An 18947-nucleotide genomic window follows, 5' to 3' on the forward strand; every position below is an offset into this window, starting at 1 on the left:
GCGCATCGCGAGCAACGCTCGCTCCTACGTTTGTTTCGGGCCAATTATTCCTGGGGCAAACGCGCGCGACCGCCCTGGCGCATGACGCGATATCGCGTCGAACAAACAAGGCGGTCGCGCGCGCCTGTCACAGGCGTTATTGGCCAAAAACAAACGTAGGAGCGAGCGTTGCTCGCGATGCGCCGCGCGGGCGGCGCACGATCTCACAGGCGCCAAACCCCTCACGGCGAACACCCTGCTCAATCATCCCAACTCCCAGGGCATCCCGCACACCCTTCCATATTTGCCTCCTGAAAATTCCCATAATGCTGCCGCGCCCCACGCAGGTCGGCTTGCGCCAGGTTGCTCTGGCCAAACTTGGCTTCCTGCAGGTTGGCATCGCCGAGGTTGGCCCCTTGCAGGTCGGTTTTACTCAGCCAGGCCATCTCCAGGTCCGCCGCCCGCAGGTTGGCCTGGTGCATGTTCGCCCCGGAAAGCCTGGCGAACTGCAGGTACGCCGCACTGAGGTCGGCCTTCTCGAACTGCGCCCCCTGTGCAAACAGCCCCCAGCCTTGAATGGCAATCAACGTGCTATGGCTCAGGTCTGCCAACCGCAGGTTGCTCTGTTGCAGGCTGGCGCGGGTCAGGTTGGCGCCTTGCAAGCGGGCCTTTTCCAGGTTGGCCAGGTCCAGGCGGGCATGGCGCAGGTCGGCATCGCGCAGGTCAGCGCCGGCCAGGTTCATCTTGCGCAAGTCCTGGTTGGCCAGGTTGGCGCCACGCAAGTTGGCGCCCGGGCACTGGCTGCCTTCGGCAATTACGCAGCCGTTGACGGTCAAGGGGGCATCGTTGTCGTCGTCGGCATTCACCGCCAGGGCAGGGGCAAGGACCAACAGCAGGGCAAAGGGCAGGTAATTCATGAGCGAAGACTCTGGGTGACAGTAGGGTAGGTGCGGGGAGCGCGCTGGGCGCTCCCCGCAGGCGATCACCGCTGCGCGGTCTTGTTGTCCCAGCTTGGGATCTTGAACACCCAGAACGAGCCGCCCTGGGCCACCGGCTTGGTCAGTTCGGCCATGTCGCCGCCCCACAGCGGCACCGCGCCGCCATAGCCCACGGTCACGCCGATGTACTGCTCGCCGTCCTGTTCCCAGGTGATGGGTGGCGAGACGATGCCGCTGCCGGTCTGGAACTTCCACAGCTCCTTGCCCGTCTTGGCGTCGAAGGCCTTGAAGAAGCCGTCGCCAGTGCCGGTGAACACCAGGTTGCCCTTGGTCGCCAGTACGCCGGCCCACAGTGGCAGATGCTCTTTGTGCTCCCAGACCAGCTTGCCGGTGGCCGGGTCCATGGCGCGCAAGGTGCCGACGTGGTCGTCATACATACGCTTGATCCGGAAGCCCATGCCCAGGTAGGCCGAGCCTTTCTTGTAGTTCACTTCTTCGGTCCAGTACTCCTCCTTCCACTGGTTGCCGGGGATGTAGAACAGGCCGGTGTCCTGGCTGTAGGCCATGGGGTTCCAGTTCTTGCCCCCCAAGAATGGCGGCGAAACTTCCACCGGCTTGCCCTTGGTTTCACCCGGCAGCGGCTTGGCCGGCCGCTGGCCAGGGTTTTCCACTGGGCGCCCGGTCTTGAGGTCGATATGGCTGGCCCAGGTGATGTTGTCGACGAAGGGGAAGGCGTTCTGCAATTTGCCGTTGTTGCGGTCTACCACGTAGAAGAAGCCGTTGCGGTCGGCGTGGCCGGTGGCCTTGACCACCTTGCCGTCCTTGTCTTTGTAATCGAACAGCACCAGCTCGTTGTTGCCGGAGAAGTCCCAGGCATCGTTCGGCGTGTGCTGGTAGAACCACTTCACCTCGCCGGTGCTGGGGTCGACGCCGACCTGGCCCGAGGTGTAGAGGCTGTCGTAGTCGTGGGGGTTGCCGTCCTTGGACGTGCGCGCCCAGGTGTTCCAAGGGCCAGGGTTGCCGGCACCGACGATGATGGTGTTGCTCTCGGGGTCGAAACTGGCGCTCTGCCAGGGTGCGCCGCCGCCGTGGCTCCAGGCCTCGACCTTGCCGGTCTCGGTGGTCGGGTCGTCTGGCCAGGACGGCGCCTTGACGTCGCCGGTCGGGGTGCTGTCCTTGCCGTTCAGGCGGCCCATGTGGCCTTCGACGAAGGGCCGCATCCACACTTCTTCGCCGGTGTCCGGGTCGCGGGCGAACAACTGGCCGACCACGCCGAACTCATCGCCAGAGCTGCCGTGGATCAGCAACACCTTGCCGCTGGTCTTGTCTTTGATCAGCACTGGGGCGCCGGTCATGGTGTAGCCGGCGCTGTGGTCGCCGAACTTCTTGTTCCACACCACCTTGCCGGTGCGCTTGTCGAGGGCGATGAGGCGGGCGTCGAGGGTGCCGAAGTAGATCTTGTCGCCGAAGATGGCCGCCCCGCGGTTGACCACGTCGCAGCACGGGCGAATGTTGTCTGGCAGGCGGTGGTTATAGGTCCACAGGCGTTTGCCGGTCTTGGCATCGAGGGCAAATACCCGCGAGTAGGAGCCGGTGACGTAGACCACGCCGTCGCTGACGATGGCCTGGGATTCCTGGCCGCGCTGTTTTTCGTCGCCGAAGGAATAGGACCAGGCCGGGGTCAGCTTGAACACGTTCTGGTCGTTGACCTGGGCCAGCGGGCTCCAGCGCTGGGCATTGGTGCCCATGCCGTATTGCAGCACGTCCTGGGTGGTCAGGTGGTCGTTGGCGATGTCTTCCCAGGTCACCTTCTTGCTGGCAGGTGCCGCGGGGGCGGTGGCCGCGGTGGCCGCCGTGCAGAGGGCCAGGCTACCGGCCAGCAGCAGGGCCCGCACGCTGAGGGCCAGAGGGGAAAGGGCGGGTAGCGATCTTATTGTCATGGTTGCAGTTCCCTGTGGAGGTTTTGGCCTGCACAGGGTGGCGGCGGGACGGCGGCTGGGGATACGGAAAAAGTCCCGCCCTTGCCGGGAATAGTTCCCGGGCGGCACCTCATTTGGCCCTTCGCCACAAGCCCTACTACCAAGGGAGTAAGGCCCGGCCACCAAAGCAGCATACGGCCGCGCGCGGGCTGTTTCTAAGATGGCGGCACGGCCTCTGTGGTTGAGGCCTTGCGTGCAATCTTGAGGGCATAACAATGACAAAAAAACGCAACGTCTTGCTCGCTACAGGCCTGCTGGCCGGTGCTTTGCTGACGGGCACGGTGTGGGCTCATGGCAATGTGGTGCCCCAGGCGGTGGAAACCCAGGGCCTGACCCCGATCAAAGACGCTGGGGTAAGCCTGGACGGCGACGGCTGGGCCGCGGTCAACCCGTACCGCACCTCCCCAGAGCACGACAAAGCCGTGGAAATCGGCGCCTCGGCCTACAACCAGAACTGCGCTGCCTGCCATGGCCTGGAAGCCAAGTCTGGCGGTATCGCCCCGGATTTGCGCCTGCTCGATGTGGGCGAGGCCGGGGATGAGTGGTTCGTCGAGCGGGTGCGCCACGGCGCGGTGCGTGACGGGCGGGTGTACATGCCGAAGATGGCCGATTACCTGAGCCAGGAAGCCCTGTGGGCGGTACGCACCTACCTGGACAGCGTGCACGTCGAGGAGTGATCGCCATGCGTCTGTCGGCCGTGCTGTTGAGTGGCCTGCTGCTGTGCTGTGCGGCAGTGCAGGCTCAGGTGCGCAACTACGACGCGATCATCGCTGCCGGTGAATTGAAGGTGGCGGTGTACAAGGATTTCGCGCCCTACAGCTTCGAGGACCACGGCCAGCCGCGTGGCGTCGATGTGGAGCTGGCGCAAGCGCTGGCCACGGCCTTGGGGGTGCACCTGCAATTGATCTGGGCGCCGCCAGGGGAAAAGCTCGACGACGACCTGCGCGACTACATCTGGCGCGGCAGCCCGCTGCGCCACCAGCAGTTGGGCGACCTGATGATGCGGGTGCCCTACGACCACGCCTACGCGCAGAAGCGCAACGAGCTGGGCGAGCTGGAAAACGCCCAGGTGGTGATGTTCGGCCCCTATCAGGAGGAGCGCTGGCAGGTGGCCTATGACCGCCGCCGCCTGCCCTCGGTGGCCAGTGTCGCGGTGTTCCAGCAGCACCCCATCGGGGTCGAGGTGGACAGTGTGCCGTCGTTCTACCTGACCTCGGTGTTCAACGGCATGCTCAGCGCCAACACCCACCATTACCCCAGCGTGCAACAGGCGTTCGGCGCGCTACAGGCCGGCCAGGTGGACGCGGTGATGGCGATGCGCGGCGAGGTTGACTGGCAGTTGCATCAGGCCGCCGACCCGCAACTGGCCCTGGCGGAAAACGCCTACCCGAACTTGGGCAAGCAGGCATGGGACATCGGCATGGCCGTGCATGAAAGCAACCGGCAGTTGGCCTATGCGGTGGAGGAAGCCCTCGAGGCGATGATCCGCGATGGCCGGCTGAAGGCGCTGTACGCCACCTACGGCCTGCGCTACGAGGTCCCGGAGATGTACCAATGAACTGGCGGGCGACCTTACTGCTGGCCTGCTGGATGCCTTGGGCAGCCCAGGCCGGTGAACCGAGCAGCAAGACCGACCCGGTGCCCTCGGTGATGTGGGATTTCTACCACAAGCAACTGCTGGGGCAAGCGCCGTTCGTTTTCGATGAGCGGGTCAAGCTGCTGGCGCCGCCCTTTGCCGAGGACGCCCGGCAAGTGCCGCTGGAGATCGACGCCCGCGCATTCGCGGGCGACGTGGTACGGATTCTCGCCTGGGCCGAACTCAACCCCCTGCCGCGTATTGTCGACTTCGAGCCTGGCGAACGTGTGCTGCCGTGGCTGTCGATCCGCATCCGCATCGAACAAGCCACACCGCTGCGCGCTGCGGTGCTGACGCGTGACGGCCTGTGGCATGTCGGCTCGACCCTGATCGATGCGGCAGGCGGTGGTTGTACCGCACCCAGCGTAGTGCGTACCCAACCTGGCTGGGAGGAGCATGTCGGTGAGGTGCTAGGCGGGCGCTACCCGCGCGGTGATGGCAGCCGCTTGCGCCTGCAGGTGTCCCACCCGATGGACAACGGCCTGGTCAGCGGCATCCCTGAGTTCTTCCTCGAACATGCCGAATTGCAAGGCGCCGATGGCCAGCGCCTGGCCAGCCTCGCGCTGTATCCGGCAGTCAGCGAGAACCCCAACCTGGGGTTCGATATCCAGGGCCCCGGGCTTACCCGGCTACTGTTGCGGGACAACAGCGGTAACCAGTTCGAAGCGGCGGTGCCCTGAGCGCGTTGCTCGCCTTCACCCCCTGACCAGAGGCGCCTGTCATGCGTTGGATGCTGCTGTTGTTGCTGTGCCTAGGCCTACCGGCCTGGGCTGACTTGGACTATCGACTCACGCCCCGGCAAATCGCGGAAGGCACTTGGCTGCTGGAGGGCAGCACCGACAATTTCGCCAAGGCCAACGGCGGCAATATCGTCAATACCGCGTTCATCGTCACCGACAGCGGCGTGGTGGTGATCGACAGCGGGCCGTCCAAGCGCTACGGCGAGGCCCTGCGCCAGGCTATTGCCGCCACCACCGACAAGCCGGTGGTTGAAGTGCTGCTGACCCACCATCACCCCGACCATGTGCTGGGCAACCAGGCCTTTACCGATGTGCCCATCGGTGCCCTGGCTGGCACAGGCGACCTGTTACGCCAGCAGGGCGAGGCGATGGCCGAGAACATGTACCGCCTGGTCGGTGACTGGATGCGCGGCACCGAGGTGGTGCTGCCGACCCGGGTGCTGGAACCGGGTGTGCATGAGGTGGGTGGGCACCGGTTGCGGCTGTTGGCGCTGGGCGGGCATACCGGCGCCGACCTGGCGATTCTCGATGAGAAGACTGGCGTGCTGTTTGCCGGCGATTTGGTGTTTTACGAGCGCGCCTTGACCACCCCCAACAGCCCAGGGCTGGACGTTTGGCTCAAGGACCTGGACACCTTGCAGGCCTTGCCCTGGAAGCAGCTCGTGCCGGGGCATGGGCCGGTGGCCAGCGATGCTAAGCCTTTTGCGCAGATGCGTGATTACCTGGGCTGGCTGGATGGCCTGATGCGCGAGGGGGCAGCGCGTGGGGATGACATGGTCGAGATGATCCGCAGCCCGATCCCTGAGCGGTTTGCCGGTATCAGCCTGACCCGTTATGAGTTGATTCGCAGCGTCAGTCACCTGTACCCGCGGTATGAGCGTTTGCGGTTGCAGCGTATCGACGGCAAGCCGCCTCTCTGATGAGTTAACTCGGCCTATTTGTAGGAGCGGCCTTGCGTCGCGAAAGGGCTGCGAAGCGGCCCCGGGATTTCTGCATCACCGCTGAAATTGCTGGGGCTGCTTCGCAGCCCTTTCGCGACGCAAGGCCGCTCCTACACCGGGCCGCGTGAGGGCAGGCCCTGTACCAAGGAACTAGAAAACTCCACATTGCGGGCAATTGTTGGCAAGCAGGTCGGGCACAAGAATTCTCGGCACACCGGGAAAATTTCCCGGGCACAACAAAAAAACCAAAGGTAGCCGTCATGACCCGATCCCCACGTCGTCCCTTGTTCGCCGTGAGCCTGGTGCTCAGCGCCATGCTGCTGTCCGGCGCGGCACAGGCCGCTGTCAGCGATGAAGAAATCCTCCAGGACCCGAAAAACCCGCAGCAGATCGTGACCAATGGCCTGGGGGTCCAGGGCCAGCGCTACAGCCCGCTGGACCTGCTCAATGTCGGCAACGTCAAGGAACTGCGGCCAGTCTGGGCCTTTTCGTTCGGCGGTGAGAAGCAGCGCGGCCAGCAGGCCCAGCCGCTGATCAAGGACGGCGTGATGTACATGACCGGCTCCTACTCGCGGGTGTTCGCCGTCGACGCCCGTACCGGCAAAAAACTCTGGCAATACGATGCGCGCCTGCCAGATGACATCCGCCCTTGCTGTGACGTGATCAACCGCGGCGTGGCGCTGTACGGCGACCTGGTGTTCTTCGGCACCCTGGATGCCAAGCTGGTGGCCCTGAACAAAGACACCGGCAAGGTGGTCTGGAGCAAGAAGGTCGCCGACCACAAGGAAGGCTATTCCATCAGCGCCGCGCCGATGATCGTCAACGGCAAGCTGATCACCGGTGTGGCCGGGGGCGAGTTTGGCGTGGTGGGCAAGATCCAGGCGTACAACCCGGAGAACGGCGAACTGCTGTGGATGCGCCCGACCGTGGAAGGGCACATGGGCTACGTCTACAAAGACGGCAAGGCCATCGAGAACGGTATCTCGGGCGGCGAGGCGGGCAAGACCTGGCCCGGCGACCTGTGGAAGACCGGTGGTGCAGCGCCGTGGCTGGGCGGTTACTACGACCCTGAAACCAACCTGTTGCTGTTCGGCACTGGCAACCCGGCGCCGTGGAACTCCCACCTGCGCCCAGGCGACAACCTGTATTCCTCGTCGCGCCTGGCCCTGAACCCGGACGACGGCACCATCAAATGGCACTTCCAGAGCACGCCCCATGACGGCTGGGATTTCGACGGCGTCAACGAGCTGATCTCGTTCAACTACAAGGACGGCGGCAAGGAGGTCAAGGCCGCCGCAACCGCTGACCGCAACGGCTTCTTCTACGTGCTGGACCGCACCAATGGCAAATTCATCCGCGGCTTCCCCTTCGTCGACAAGATCACCTGGGCAACCGGCCTGGACAAGAATGGCCGCCCGATCTACAACGAGGCCAGCCGGCCAGGGGCACCGGGCACTGAGGCCAAGGGCAGTTCCGTGTTCGTCGCACCGGCCTTCCTCGGCGCCAAGAACTGGATGCCCATGGCCTACAACAGGGACACCGGGCTGTTCTACGTACCGTCCAACGAATGGGGCATGGACATCTGGAACGAAGGGATCGCCTACAAGAAGGGCGCGGCGTTCCTCGGGGCCGGTTTCACCATCAAACCGCTCAACGAAGACTACATCGGCGTGCTGCGCGCCATCGACCCCGTCAGCGGCAAGGAAGTGTGGCGCCACAAGAACTTCGCGCCATTGTGGGGCGGGGTACTGACCACCAAAGGCAACCTGGTGTTCACCGGCACGCCGGAAGGTTTCCTGCAGGCGTTCAACGCCAAGACCGGCGAGAAAGTCTGGGAGTTCCAGACGGGCTCCGGCGTACTTGGCTCGCCCGTGACCTGGGAAATGGACGGCGAGCAGTACGTCTCAGTGCTGTCTGGTTGGGGCGGCGCGGTGCCGCTGTGGGGCGGCGAAGTGGCCAAGCGGGTGAAGGACTTCAACCAGGGCGGCATGCTCTGGACTTTCAAGTTGCCTAAACAGCTGCAGCAAGCGGCCAGTGCCGAGGCGCCAGCACCCAGCGCCAAGCCGCAAAGCTGACACCGGGCCGCTTGCGCCCCTACTACCAAATGACGAGAGCTCCGCTGCCAACGATGCATACGTCTGGCACGCGGGGCTTTTTACCATCGGTCCATCGCCTGTCGTTGGACAGGCATCGACCCGCAGAGGCTCAGCATGATCTACGCACAACCCGGAACCCCAGGCGCCATCGTGTCGTTCAAACCCCGCTACGGCAATTTCATCGGCGGCGAGTTCGTGCCGCCGTCCGGTGGCCAGTACTTCACCAACAGCTCGCCGGTCAATGGCCAGCCGATTGCCGAATTCCCACGCTCCACCGCCGCGGACATTGATCACGCCCTGGACGCCGCGCATGCCGCTGCCGACGCCTGGGGCAAAACCTCGGTGCAAGACCGCGCCCTGGTGCTGCTTAAGATCGCCGACCGCATCGAGCAAAACCTGGAAGTGCTGGCCGTCAGCGAAAGCTGGGACAACGGCAAGGCCGTCCGCGAAACCCTCAATGCCGACGTGCCGCTGGCGGCGGACCACTTCCGTTACTTTGCCGGCTGCATCCGTGCCCAGGAAGGTGGGGCGGCAGAGATCAACGAGCTGACCACGGCCTACCATTTCCACGAACCCCTGGGTGTGGTCGGGCAGATCATCCCGTGGAACTTCCCGCTGCTGATGGCCGCCTGGAAGCTCGCCCCGGCCCTGGCCGCCGGTAACTGCGTGGTGCTCAAACCCGCTGAACAGACCCCGTTGTCGATCACTATTTTCGCCGAGCTGATCGCCGACCTGCTGCCAGCAGGTGTGTTGAACATTGTCCAGGGCTTTGGCCGTGAAGCCGGTGAGGCCCTGGCCACCAGCAAGCGCATTGCCAAGATCGCCTTTACTGGCTCCACCCCGGTGGGCTCGCACATCATGAAATGCGCGGCCGAGAACATCATCCCGTCTACTGTCGAGCTGGGCGGCAAATCGCCGAACATCTTCTTTGAAGACATCATGCAGGCCGAGCCTGCGTTCATCGAAAAGGCCGCCGAAGGCCTGGTGCTGGCGTTCTTCAACCAGGGCGAGGTGTGCACCTGCCCGTCGCGGGCGCTGATCCAGGAATCGATCTACGAGCCGTTCATGGCCGAGGTGATGAAGAAGATCGCCAAGATCACCCGTGGCAACCCGCTGGACACTGACACCATGGTGGGTGCCCAGGCCTCCGAGCAGCAATACGACAAGATTCTCTCCTACCTGGAGATTGCCAAGGAGGAGGGCGCGCAGTTGCTCACCGGCGGCGCTGCCGAGCGGCTCGACGGTGACCTGGCCACCGGGTACTACATTCAGCCGACCCTGCTCAAGGGCCACAACAAGATGCGCGTGTTCCAGGAGGAGATCTTCGGCCCGGTGGTGGGCGTGACCACCTTCAAGGACGAAGCCGAAGCGCTGGCCATCGCCAACGACAGCGAGTTCGGCCTGGGCGCAGGCCTGTGGACCCGTGACATCAACCGCGCCTACCGCATGGGCCGGGCGATCAAAGCTGGCCGCGTGTGGACCAACTGCTACCACCTGTACCCGGCGCATGCTGCGTTTGGCGGTTACAAGAAATCCGGCGTGGGCCGCGAGACCCACAAGATGATGCTCGACCACTACCAGCAGACCAAGAACCTGCTGGTGAGCTATGACATCAATCCGCTGGGCTTCTTCTAAGGGCACACAGGCCCGGCGGTAGGGTGCCGCCAGGCCTGGATGCAACGACGCACGTGGGGAGGGCTCTGGGTGGGCGCCTCCCCGCGTGCGTCACCCGTGTGGGTAAAAGCCCGCGTCACCCCCTACCAACGCACGCGGCAAGTTCGTTCCAAAGTAGCATTCGGCCCCGCCGCCCCCCGTGCATTAATGCCTCTACCGGAATTGCCCGGCACAAGAAGAGGACTGCCCCATGTGGACTAAACCCGCCTTTACCGACCTGCGCATTGGCTTCGAAGTGACGATGTATTTCGCCAATCGTTGATGGCTCTGCGGCCATCGTAGCGATGGCCGTTCCTTCTCTGGGGATCGTTGTCCATGCACATTCGTGTTCTCGGCTCCGCCGCTGGCGGAGGTTTTCCGCAGTGGAACTGCAACTGTCGCCAATGCACCGGTGTGCGTAATGGCAGCCTGAGGGCGCAGCGGCGCACGCAGTCTTCGATCGCGGTGAGCGATGATGGCGAGCAGTGGATCCTGTGCAACGCTTCACCCGACATCCGCGTCCAGCTCGAAAGCTTCCCCGCTTTGCAACCGGCGCGCCGCCTGCGCGACACGGCAATTGGCGCGGTGGTGCTGCTGGACAGCCAGATCGACCATTGCACGGGCCTGCTCAGCCTGCGCGAAGGCTGCCCGCACACGGTGTGGTGCACTGAGCGGGTGCGTGAAGACCTGAGTAGCGGTTTCCCGCTGTTCACCCTGCTCAAGCACTGGAACGGTGGCCTGCAGTGGCAATGCATCGGCCTGGACCGCGAACCGTTTCGCATCGCTGCCTGCCCAAACCTGCAATTTCGCGCGATCCCGTTGGTGAGCAACGCGCCGCCGTATTCGCCCAACCGCGGCAACCCGCAGCCGGGCGACACCCTTGGCCTGCTCATCGAGGACCGGCGCACCGGTGCCTCGGTGTTCTACGCGCCGGGCCTGGGGCAGGTCGATGCCGAGGTGGCGAGCTGGATGCGCCATGCCGACTGCCTGCTGCTGGACGGCACGCTGTGGCGCGACGACGAGATGCGAGTGTGCGAAGTCGGCCAAAGCCTGGGCAGCGAAATGGGCCACCTGGCGCAGAGTGGCCCCGGTGGCATGCTCGAGGTGCTGGAGGGCTTCAGCCGCCAGCGCAAGATCCTCATCCACATCAACAACACCAACCCGATCCTCGATGAAGACTCGGCCGAACGGGCCTTGCTGGATCGACGGGGGATTGAAGTGGCGTACGACGGCTTGTCTATCACGCTGTAAGGGCTGGCACCGCGTGCCCTGGAGAACCGCAATGACCGACACCCCCATGACACCCCCTGAATTCGAAGCGGCCTTGCGTGCCAAGGGCGCCTATTACCATATCCACCATCCCTTCCATCAGGCGATGTATGCCGGGCGTGCGACCCGTGAGCAGATTCAGGGCTGGGTTGCCAACCGCTTCTACTACCAGGTCAACATCCCGCTCAAGGACGCGGCAATCCTCGCCAACTGCCCGGACCGCGAAGTGCGCCGGCAATGGTTGCAACGGGTGCTCGACCACGATGGCGCGCCGGGCAGCGAAGGCGGTATCGAAGCCTGGTTGCGCCTGGGGGAGGCGGTCGGGCTGACGCGTGAGCGCATCCTCTCCCAGGAGATGGTCCTGCCTGGGGTGCGTTTTGCCGTGGACGCCTACGTCAATTTCGCCCGCCGCGCAGGCTGGCAGGAGGCTGCCAGCAGCTCGCTGACCGAACTGTTCGCGCCGCAGATCCATCAGTCGCGCCTGGACAGCTGGCCCCAGCACTACCCCTGGATCGATGCCGCCGGCTACGACTACTTCCGCACACGCCTGGGCCAGGCGCGGCGCGATGTCGAACATGGCCTGCGTATCACCTTGGCGTATTACGTCACGCGTGCCGGCCAGCAGCGGATGCTGGAGATTCTGCAGTTCAAGCTCGACGTGCTCTGGAGCATGCTCGATGCCATGAGCATGGCGTATGAGCTGGAGCGGCCGCCTTATCACAGCGTGACCCAGGAAAACGTCTGGCATCGGGGGATCGCCCTGTGAAACTGATCGACGGCGAACAGGTGCTGGGGTTGCGCCGTGGCTACCGCCTGCAATGGGAGCCGCGCCAGGATTGCCATGTGCTGCTGTACCCCGAGGGCATGATCAAGCTCAATGCCAGCGCCGGTTGGGTGTTGGAGTTGCTGGACGGCCAACGGTGCGTAGCGGCGATCATCGACGGCTTGGCGCAGCGCTTCCCCGATGTACAGGGGCTGGACGAGGATGTGCTGGCGTTTCTGGAGGTGGCCCGTGGCAAGCACTGGATCGAATGACACCCGCCCGGGGCCGCCGCTGTGGTTGCTGGCGGAGCTGACGTACCGCTGCCCGTTGCAATGCCCGTATTGTTCCAACCCGTTGGACTTTGCCCAACATGGCCAGGAGCTGAGCACTGAGGAGTGGATCCGCGTGTTCCGCGAAGCGCGGGCGATGGGCGCCGCGCAGTTGGGCTTTTCAGGCGGCGAACCGCTGGTGCGTCAGGACCTGGCGCAGCTGATCAAGGCCGCGCGGGACATGGGCTACTACACCAACCTGATTACCTCGGGTATCGGCCTGACCGAACAGAAAGTCCGCGACTTCAAGGTCGCCGGGCTCGACCATATCCAGATCAGCTTCCAGGCCGCAGATGAGGCGGTCAATAACATGCTGGCCGGTTCGCGCAAAGCGTTCGCCCAGAAGCTGGCGATGGCCAAGGCAGTCAAGGCCCAGGGTTACCCGATGGTGCTGAACTTCGTGACCCATCGGCACAATATCGACCAGATTGCCGACATCATCGAGCTGTGCCTGGCGTTGCAGGCGGACTTCGTGGAACTGGCGACCTGCCAGTTCTACGGTTGGGCCGAGCTCAACCGTGCCGGCCTGCTGCCGACCCGCGAGCAATTGCAGCGGGCCGAAGCCATTACCCAAGCGTATCGCCAGCGGCTGGAGGCCGAGGGGCATCGGTGCAAGCTGATTTTCGTCACGCCGGACTACTACGAAGAACGCCCCAAGGCCTGCATGAACGGCTGGGCCAACCTGTTTCTCGATATCACCCCAGACGGCACTGCGCTGCCGTGCCACAGCGCCCGCCAGTTGCCGGTGGCTTTCCCCAACGTGCGCGAGCACAGCATCGAGCACATCTGGAACGATTCTTTTGGCTTCAACCGCTACCGTGGCAATGACTGGATGAAGGAGCCCTGTCGCTCGTGCGATGAAAAGCACCAGGACTTGGGCGGCTGCCGCTGCCAGGCGTACATGCTCACCGGCGATGCCGCCAATGCCGACCCGGTGTGCAGCAAGTCGCCGCACCACGGGGTGATCCTCAAGGCCCGGGAGCAAGCGCAAACAGCGGGGCAGGGCATAGCGCAGCTGACCCTGCGCAACGAGCAGGCGTCGCGGCTGATTTTTCGTGGCTAGGCTGGGCCCCCGCTTTGGTCTGGTTGCTTTCGCCGCGGGATGCTTTACGCTGGCGATTACCTTCCAGAACAATAAGAACAGGCTTTCCAATGAGCCAGAGTTTCAGCCCGCTTCGCAAGTTCGTTTCGCCTGAAATCATCTTTGGTGCCGGCTGCCGGCACAACGTCGCCAATTACGCCAAGACCTTCGGTGCGCGCAAGGTGTTGGTGGTCAGCGACCCCGGCGTAATTGCTGCGGGTTGGGTGGCGGATGTCGAGGCCAGCCTGCAGGCCCAAGGCATCGACTACTGCCTGTACACGGCCGTGTCGCCCAACCCGCGGGTCGAAGAGGTCATGCTCGGTGCCGAGATCTACCGGGAAAACCACTGTGACGTGATCGTCGCCGTCGGCGGCGGTAGCCCGATGGATTGCGGCAAGGCGATCGGCATCGTGGTCGCCCACGGGCGCAGTATTCTCGAGTTCGAAGGGGTGGACATGATCCGCGTGCCCAGCCCGCCGCTGATCCTCATCCCCACCACGGCTGGCACCTCGGCGGACGTGTCGCAGTTCGTGATCATTTCCAACCAGCAGGAGCGCATGAAGTTCTCCATCGTCAGCAAGGCGGTGGTGCCCGACGTCTCGCTGATCGACCCGCAAACCACCCTGAGCATGGACCCGTTCCTGTCTGCCTGCACCGGCATCGATGCGCTCGTGCATGCCATCGAGGCGTTTGTGTCCACCGGCCACGGGCCGTTGACCGACCCCCATGCGCTGGAAGCCATGCGCTTGATCAATGGCAATTTGGTACAGATGATCGCCAACCCGACCGATATCGCCCTGCGCGAGAAGATCATGCTGGGCAGCATGCAGGCGGGGCTGGCGTTTTCCAATGCGATTCTGGGTGCGGTCCACGCCATGTCCCACAGCCTGGGCGGCTTCCTCGACTTGCCCCACGGCTTGTGCAACGCGGTGTTGGTGGAGCACGTGGTGGCGTTCAACTACAGCTCGGCACCCGAGCGTTTCAAGGTGATTGCCGAGGTGTTCGGCATCGACTGCCGCGGCCTTAACCACCGGCAGATCTGCGGGCGCCTGGTGGACCACCTGATCGCCCTGAAGCACGCGATCGGCTTCCACGAAACCCTGGGCCTGCATGGGGTGCGTACGTCCGACATCCCGTTCCTGTCGCAACATGCGATGGATGACCCGTGCATCCTCACCAACCCCCGCGCGTCGAGCCAGCGTGATGTCGAGGTCGTTTATGGCGAGGCCCTCTGACGAGCAGCAGCGAGCGCTCGCCGGGCTGCTGGGGCTGGGCGACCACTCGGCACGCAAGAGCCATTACCCGGAGCTGGCAGCCCGCCTGGACGAGCTGGAGGCCGAACGCAACCGCTACAAATGGCTGTTCGAAAATGCCGTCCACGGGATTTTCCAGGCCAGCCTGCAAGAAGGCATGCGCGCCGCCAACCCCGCGCTGGCGCGCATGCTTGGCTACGACAGCCCGCAGGCGGTGCTGTTTTCCCTGACGGACCTGGCCGCCAACCTGTTTGTTGGCGGCGCCGAAGAGCTGCATGCGATCACTGCGACGCTCGCGCGCGAACACAGCCTGCACGGCTACGAAACCCGCTTGCGGCGCCGCGACGGCAGCCACCTCGATGTGCTGATGAACCTGCTGCTGAAGCCTGGCCACGAAGGGCTGGTCGAAGGATTTGTCGCCGACATCACCGAACGTAAGCAGGCCCAGCAGCACCTGCAGCAACTCAACGACGAACTCGAACAACGGGTCGCCGCGCGGACCGATGAACTGCTCGAGGCCAACCGCAACCTGCAGCAGCAAATCACCGAGCGTAAAGCGATTGCCCGCGCCCTGCGCGATGCCCGCGACGCCGCCGAAACCGCCAACCGCAGCAAGGACAAATACCTGGCTGCTGCCAGCCATGACCTGCTGCAACCGCTCAATGCCGCCCGCCTGTTGATTTCGACCTTGCGCGAACGGCAGTTGCCGGAGGCGGAGCAGGTGCTGGTGGAGCGTACCCACCAGGCCCTGGAGGGCGCCGAAGACCTGCTGACCGACCTGTTGGACATCTCCCGGCTCGATCAGGCGGCGGTCAAGCCCGACGTGGCCTTGTACCGCCTCGACGAACTGTTTGGCCCGCTGGTCTCGGAGTTCAGTTCGGTGGCGGACGCTGAAGGGCTGAAGCTGCGGGCGCACATTGGCGACTATGCCATCAACACCGACCTGCGGCTGATGACACGAATTTTGCGCAACTTTCTCAGCAACGCCTGCCGCTACACCGACGAAGGCAAGATCTTGCTCGGGGCCAGGCGTCGCGGCAGCCACTTACGCCTGGAGGTCTGGGACACCGGGCGGGGCATTGCCGAAGATCGGTTGGAGGCTGTTTTCCTTGAGTTCAACCAACTGGACGTCGGCCGTGCTGCCGATCGCAAAGGCGTGGGCCTGGGGTTGGCTATCGTCGAGCGGATCGCCAAGATTCTCGGTTACCGCGTCCAGGTACGATCGTGGCCGGGGCGTGGCTCGATGTTCAGCATCGAGGTACCGATCGGCACAGAAGTGCCGCTGCCTGCTCACCCGGCTATGCCGCAAGCCAGCGCCGGAAACCCGTTACCCGGCCGCCGGCTGCTGGTGATGGACAACGAAGTGAGCATCCTCGAAAGCATGGGCGCGCTGCTTGGGCAGTGGGGCTGTGAGGTGGTGACTGCAACCGATCAGGCCGGTGCCCTGTTGGCCTTGCGGGGGCAGGCGCCGGAGCTGATCCTGGCGGATTATCACCTGGACCACGGCGTTGTGGGTTGCGAGGTGGTCAGGCACTTGCGCGAGCATTTTGCCGTCGCCATTCCCGCGGTGATCATTACCGCGGACCGCAGCGATCAGTGCCGGCGGGCCTTGCAGAAGCTTGGCGCGCCGCTGCTGAACAAGCCCGTCAAACCGGGGAAGTTGCGGGCGGTGTTGAGCCAGTTGTTGGGGTAGGGCGGTTAGGGCAAAAGGGTCCGCTGCGATGGGCTGCGCAGCAGCCCCAATAACAGCCCACTCAGTCGCCCAGGCAATCCTGCACGATCCTCACCCAACAATCCGAACCCAAGCCAATCAACTCATCATTGAAATCATAATGTGGGTTGTGCACCGAGCAACCATGGAACTCGCCTTCTCCATTCCCCAAGAAGAAGTAGCACCCCGGGACCTCTGTGAGCATCCAGGCGAAATCCTCAGTGGCCATCAGCTTTTTGCCGCGTGAGAGCAGTGCCTGCGGCGCGAACAAGGGCGCCAAGCTTTGCCGCACCTGGCGCGTTTGCTGCTCGCTGTTAACCAGCGCAGGCGCCAGTTGAACTGTTTCAAGGGTGATCGTCACGCCATACACCTGTTCATGCCCACGCACAATCTCTTCCAACCGACGGTTGATCTTCTGCTCGGTTGCTGGGGTATCGGTGCGCACGCTCAGCAGCATCGAGGCAGTGTCTGGAATGATGTTGTAGACCGTGCCGGCCTTGACCATGCCAATGCTGATCACGGCATGCTCATCGACCCCCAGGTTGCGCGACTTGATGGTCTGGATGGCATTGATCAGGCTGGCTATTACCGGGAACGGGTCGACGCTGCGTTCGGGCATGGCACCATGCCCGCCGCGCCCTTGAATCTGGATGCTGACTTGCTGCGAAGCGGCCATCGTCGGTCCGGCTTGCACGATTGCAGTGCCTACGGGCACGCCGGGGAGGTTGTGCAGTGCAAAAATGGCGTCGCACGGGAAACGGCTGAACAACCCGTCATCCATCATCGCTTTGGCGCCGCACAACCCTTCTTCATCCGGTTGGAAAATCAGGTTGAGCGTGCCATCGAATTCGACTGACTGCGCGATGCGCCAGGCCGCGGCAAGCAGAATCGCGGTATGCCCGTCATGGCCACAGGCATGCATGCGCCCGTCAATGCGGCTGGCGTGGGCAAAGGGGTTTGCTTCCTGCATGGGCAGTGCGTCCATGTCGGCACGTAAGCCGATGCTGCGGGTGCTGGTGCCTTTGCGCAGTACCCCGACTAGCCCATGGCCGCCGATACCGCAGTGCACCTCATAGCCCCAGGAGGCCAGTTTGTCTGCCACCAACTGCGCAGTGACAGGCGTGTCGCCACCCAGCTCGGGGAGGCTATGAATTTCGCGTCGCAGGCGGACGAAGGCTTCGAGTTCTGCCAGCGAAGCGGCAGCGGTGAGGGTATTCATAGGGTCATTCCCGTCCAGGGTTTTCAGGGTATAGCGCCAGGCAGATCAGGCTGATCACACCGCCGACGAACAGATAGAGGGCGGGCGCTAGGGGGCTTTCGAGTGCACCGGTCAGCCAGGTGGCAATCAAGGGCGAAAAGCCGCCGAACAGCGTCACGCCGAAGCTGTAGCTCACTGCCGTACCCAGCGCGCGCGAGCGTTTCGGGAAGGCTTCCATGATCAGCGCGAAGAACGCCCCGGAGCCTATGCAGCCAGGCAGTACCAAGACTGCGATAACCAGCATGGCCAGCATCAGGTTGTTGCTCAGACTCAGTACATACAGGGCAGGGCCTGCAAGTACGACCGGCAAGGCAATGGTCCAGACCAGCAGTTTTTTGCGCAGGACATGGCGATCGGCAAAGCGTCCGGCCAAGGGCGTGATGATGGCCAGGCAGGCGCTGGCGACACAGGCCACTGCAAGGGCGCTACGTTGCGGGTAGCCGAGCGAAGACGTGAGGTACGCAGGCATGTAGAAAATGAACAGATAGATACTGATGGTCGCACTGGCCATCAGGCCAATGGCAAGCAGCGTATGGCGCATGTCGAAATGGTCACGCCAGTGCCCCTGGTTTGTGGATTCTGCTTCATGGGTTTCCGGCAGGCAGCGGCGGATGTACCAACCGACCGGCCCTATCAGCAAACCCAGCATAAAGGGAATGCGCCAGCCCCAGTGCTCCAGCGCATCGGCCGTGAGGCAACTGCTCAACAACAGCCCGATGCCAGCACCAACCAACGCGGCGTATCCTTGGCTGGCCGCTTGCCAACTCACGTTGTGGCAGCGGTTGGCTGTGGTGCTGGACTCCATGAGAAACACCGACGCGGTGCCGATCTCGCCACCTGCCGAGAACCCTTGGGTCAGGCGGCCTACGATCAAAATGACTGTCCCCAGCACGCCGATCTGGTGGTACGTGGGCGCGAACGCGATCATCGCCGTGCCCAAGGTCATCAAGCCGATGGTCAACCCCAGTGCTGCCTTGCGACCCTGCCGGTCGGCAAAACGGCCAATCACCACAGCGCCCACAGGCCGCATCAAAAAGCCCACGCCAAAGGTGGTCAGGGATAACAGCAACGAGGCCATTGCTGATTGGGCGGGGAAGAAGTTTTTAGCGATCACCACGGCAAAAAAGCTGTAGATGGTGAAGTCGTACATCTCCAGGGCGTTGCCTAGCGCGCAAGCTACAGTGGCCTTTCTTGACGCAGGTCGTGTGCTGCGGGAAGCGCAGGCGAGGGAGGGCGCGTGTGCAGTGGACATCAAGGTGGTCCCGTCTTGTTATGGTGTCCACCGACTATCAGTTATTTTGTTGTCCCTGGCGCTTACGCT

General features: G+C 63.6%; 17 protein-coding genes. 13 read left to right on the plus strand and 4 right to left on the minus strand.

Translation table 11 applies throughout. The features are described 5' to 3' along the window. Positions 1-239: 239 nt before the first annotated feature. Both HU750_RS02180 and exaA read right to left on the minus strand, forming a co-directional pair. Entirely contained in the window at positions 240-896 is a 657-nt protein-coding gene (locus HU750_RS02180; protein WP_186676214.1) for a pentapeptide repeat-containing protein, read from the minus strand. Positions 897-961: 65 nt separating this feature from the next. Beyond that, positions 962-2857, minus strand: coding sequence for a quinoprotein ethanol dehydrogenase (exaA, locus tag HU750_RS02185; RefSeq protein ID WP_186676217.1), 1896 nt, complete (start codon positions 2855-2857; stop codon positions 962-964). Between the two features lie 254 nt (positions 2858-3111). On the opposite strand from exaA, the gene pedF reads away from it, so the two are divergent. The 13 genes from pedF (at position 3112) to HU750_RS02250 (ending at position 16350) form a co-directional block, all read left to right on the plus strand. Beyond that, positions 3112-3573 (plus strand): cytochrome c-550 PedF, encoded by a 462-nt coding sequence (pedF, locus tag HU750_RS02190; protein ID WP_027596444.1) that lies wholly within the window; start codon positions 3112-3114, stop codon positions 3571-3573. 5 nt (positions 3574-3578) lie between these two features. Beyond that, a complete protein-coding gene (locus HU750_RS02195) occupies positions 3579-4454 on the plus strand; it encodes a substrate-binding periplasmic protein (protein WP_186676221.1) in 876 nt (291 codons plus the stop codon). Beyond that, entirely contained in the window at positions 4451-5212 is a 762-nt protein-coding gene (locus HU750_RS02200; RefSeq protein ID WP_186676239.1) for a quinoprotein dehydrogenase-associated SoxYZ-like carrier, read from the plus strand. The genes HU750_RS02195 and HU750_RS02200 overlap by 4 nt, the downstream gene beginning before the upstream one ends. A 41-nt stretch (positions 5213-5253) precedes the next feature. Next, positions 5254-6192 (plus strand): quinoprotein relay system zinc metallohydrolase 1, encoded by a 939-nt coding sequence (locus tag HU750_RS02205; RefSeq protein ID WP_099429604.1) that lies wholly within the window; start codon positions 5254-5256, stop codon positions 6190-6192. 281 nt (positions 6193-6473) lie between these two features. Next, the gene (gene pedH / locus HU750_RS02210; protein ID WP_027596448.1) at positions 6474-8288 is read left to right on the plus strand and encodes a PQQ-dependent alcohol dehydrogenase PedH; all 1815 of its coding nucleotides are present in this window, start codon (positions 6474-6476) and stop codon (positions 8286-8288) included. A 135-nt stretch (positions 8289-8423) separates the two neighbouring features. Beyond that, positions 8424-9944, plus strand: coding sequence for an acetaldehyde dehydrogenase ExaC (gene exaC, locus HU750_RS02215; RefSeq protein WP_186676243.1), 1521 nt, complete (start codon positions 8424-8426; stop codon positions 9942-9944). Positions 9945-10173: 229 nt separating this feature from the next. After that, complete coding sequence (pqqA, locus tag HU750_RS02220; RefSeq protein WP_003253598.1) at positions 10174-10245, plus strand: pyrroloquinoline quinone precursor peptide PqqA; 72 nt, start codon at positions 10174-10176, stop codon at positions 10243-10245. A 53-nt stretch (positions 10246-10298) separates the two neighbouring features. Continuing rightward, the gene (pqqB, locus tag HU750_RS02225) at positions 10299-11213 is read left to right on the plus strand and encodes a pyrroloquinoline quinone biosynthesis protein PqqB (protein ID WP_186676246.1); all 915 of its coding nucleotides are present in this window, start codon (positions 10299-10301) and stop codon (positions 11211-11213) included. A gap of 31 nt (positions 11214-11244) precedes the next feature. Next, positions 11245-11997: a pyrroloquinoline-quinone synthase PqqC gene (gene pqqC / locus HU750_RS02230; RefSeq protein WP_027596451.1), complete on the plus strand. Its 753-nt coding sequence runs from the start codon at positions 11245-11247 to the stop codon at positions 11995-11997. After that, on the plus strand, positions 11994-12266 hold the full coding sequence (gene pqqD, locus HU750_RS02235) for a pyrroloquinoline quinone biosynthesis peptide chaperone PqqD (RefSeq protein ID WP_027596452.1): 273 nt from the start codon (positions 11994-11996) through the stop codon (positions 12264-12266). The genes pqqC and pqqD overlap by 4 nt, the downstream gene beginning before the upstream one ends. Continuing rightward, complete coding sequence (gene pqqE / locus HU750_RS02240; RefSeq protein WP_189674429.1) at positions 12217-13386, plus strand: pyrroloquinoline quinone biosynthesis protein PqqE; 1170 nt, start codon at positions 12217-12219, stop codon at positions 13384-13386. The genes pqqD and pqqE overlap by 50 nt, the downstream gene beginning before the upstream one ends. 89 nt (positions 13387-13475) lie before the next feature. After that, positions 13476-14639 carry an alcohol dehydrogenase-like regulatory protein ErcA gene (gene ercA, locus HU750_RS02245; protein WP_186676248.1) on the plus strand — a complete coding sequence of 388 codons (1164 nt, stop codon included), beginning with the start codon at positions 13476-13478 and terminating at the stop codon, positions 14637-14639. Next, complete coding sequence (locus HU750_RS02250; RefSeq protein ID WP_186676249.1) at positions 14623-16350, plus strand: PAS domain-containing hybrid sensor histidine kinase/response regulator; 1728 nt, start codon at positions 14623-14625, stop codon at positions 16348-16350. Before ercA ends, HU750_RS02250 begins: the two co-directional genes overlap by 17 nt. 61 nt (positions 16351-16411) lie before the next feature. On the opposite strand, the gene HU750_RS02255 is transcribed toward HU750_RS02250, so the two are convergent. Beyond that, on the minus strand, positions 16412-17587 hold the full coding sequence (locus HU750_RS02255) for a M20 aminoacylase family protein (RefSeq protein WP_186676250.1): 1176 nt from the start codon (positions 17585-17587) through the stop codon (positions 16412-16414). Positions 17588-17591: 4 nt separating this feature from the next. Continuing rightward, positions 17592-18878 carry an MFS transporter gene (locus tag HU750_RS02260; protein ID WP_186676251.1) on the minus strand — a complete coding sequence of 429 codons (1287 nt, stop codon included), beginning with the start codon at positions 18876-18878 and terminating at the stop codon, positions 17592-17594. Between the last annotated feature and the right edge of the window lie 69 nt (positions 18879-18947).

It is taken from the genome of Pseudomonas sp. SWRI50, assembly GCF_014269095.1.
Taxonomy (GTDB): domain Bacteria; phylum Pseudomonadota; class Gammaproteobacteria; order Pseudomonadales; family Pseudomonadaceae; genus Aquipseudomonas; species Aquipseudomonas kermanshahensis.

What these genes read in the sequence shown, in the direction of transcription:
- HU750_RS02195 (WP_186676221.1), top strand. Translation starts at nt 3,579, where the DNA reads ATGCGTCTGTCGGCCGTGCTGTTGAGTGGCCTGCTGCTGTGCTGTGCG.
- HU750_RS02250 (WP_186676249.1), top strand. Translation starts at nt 14,623, where the DNA reads ATGGCGAGGCCCTCTGACGAGCAGCAGCGAGCGCTCGCCGGGCTGCTG.
- HU750_RS02260 (WP_186676251.1), bottom strand. Translation starts at nt 18,878, where the DNA reads ATGTCCACTGCACACGCGCCCTCCCTCGCCTGCGCTTCCCGCAGCACA.
- pedH (WP_027596448.1), top strand. Translation starts at nt 6,474, where the DNA reads ATGACCCGATCCCCACGTCGTCCCTTGTTCGCCGTGAGCCTGGTGCTC.
- HU750_RS02180 (WP_186676214.1), bottom strand. Translation starts at nt 896, where the DNA reads ATGAATTACCTGCCCTTTGCCCTGCTGTTGGTCCTTGCCCCTGCCCTG.
- HU750_RS02200 (WP_186676239.1), top strand. Translation starts at nt 4,451, where the DNA reads ATGAACTGGCGGGCGACCTTACTGCTGGCCTGCTGGATGCCTTGGGCA.
- pqqE (WP_189674429.1), top strand. Translation starts at nt 12,217, where the DNA reads ATGTGCTGGCGTTTCTGGAGGTGGCCCGTGGCAAGCACTGGATCGAAT.
- HU750_RS02255 (WP_186676250.1), bottom strand. Translation starts at nt 17,587, where the DNA reads ATGAATACCCTCACCGCTGCCGCTTCGCTGGCAGAACTCGAAGCCTTC.
- pqqB (WP_186676246.1), top strand. Translation starts at nt 10,299, where the DNA reads ATGCACATTCGTGTTCTCGGCTCCGCCGCTGGCGGAGGTTTTCCGCAG.
- exaA (WP_186676217.1), bottom strand. Translation starts at nt 2,857, where the DNA reads ATGACAATAAGATCGCTACCCGCCCTTTCCCCTCTGGCCCTCAGCGTG.
- HU750_RS02205 (WP_099429604.1), top strand. Translation starts at nt 5,254, where the DNA reads ATGCGTTGGATGCTGCTGTTGTTGCTGTGCCTAGGCCTACCGGCCTGG.
- pqqC (WP_027596451.1), top strand. Translation starts at nt 11,245, where the DNA reads ATGACCGACACCCCCATGACACCCCCTGAATTCGAAGCGGCCTTGCGT.
- pedF (WP_027596444.1), top strand. Translation starts at nt 3,112, where the DNA reads ATGACAAAAAAACGCAACGTCTTGCTCGCTACAGGCCTGCTGGCCGGT.
- exaC (WP_186676243.1), top strand. Translation starts at nt 8,424, where the DNA reads ATGATCTACGCACAACCCGGAACCCCAGGCGCCATCGTGTCGTTCAAA.
- ercA (WP_186676248.1), top strand. Translation starts at nt 13,476, where the DNA reads ATGAGCCAGAGTTTCAGCCCGCTTCGCAAGTTCGTTTCGCCTGAAATC.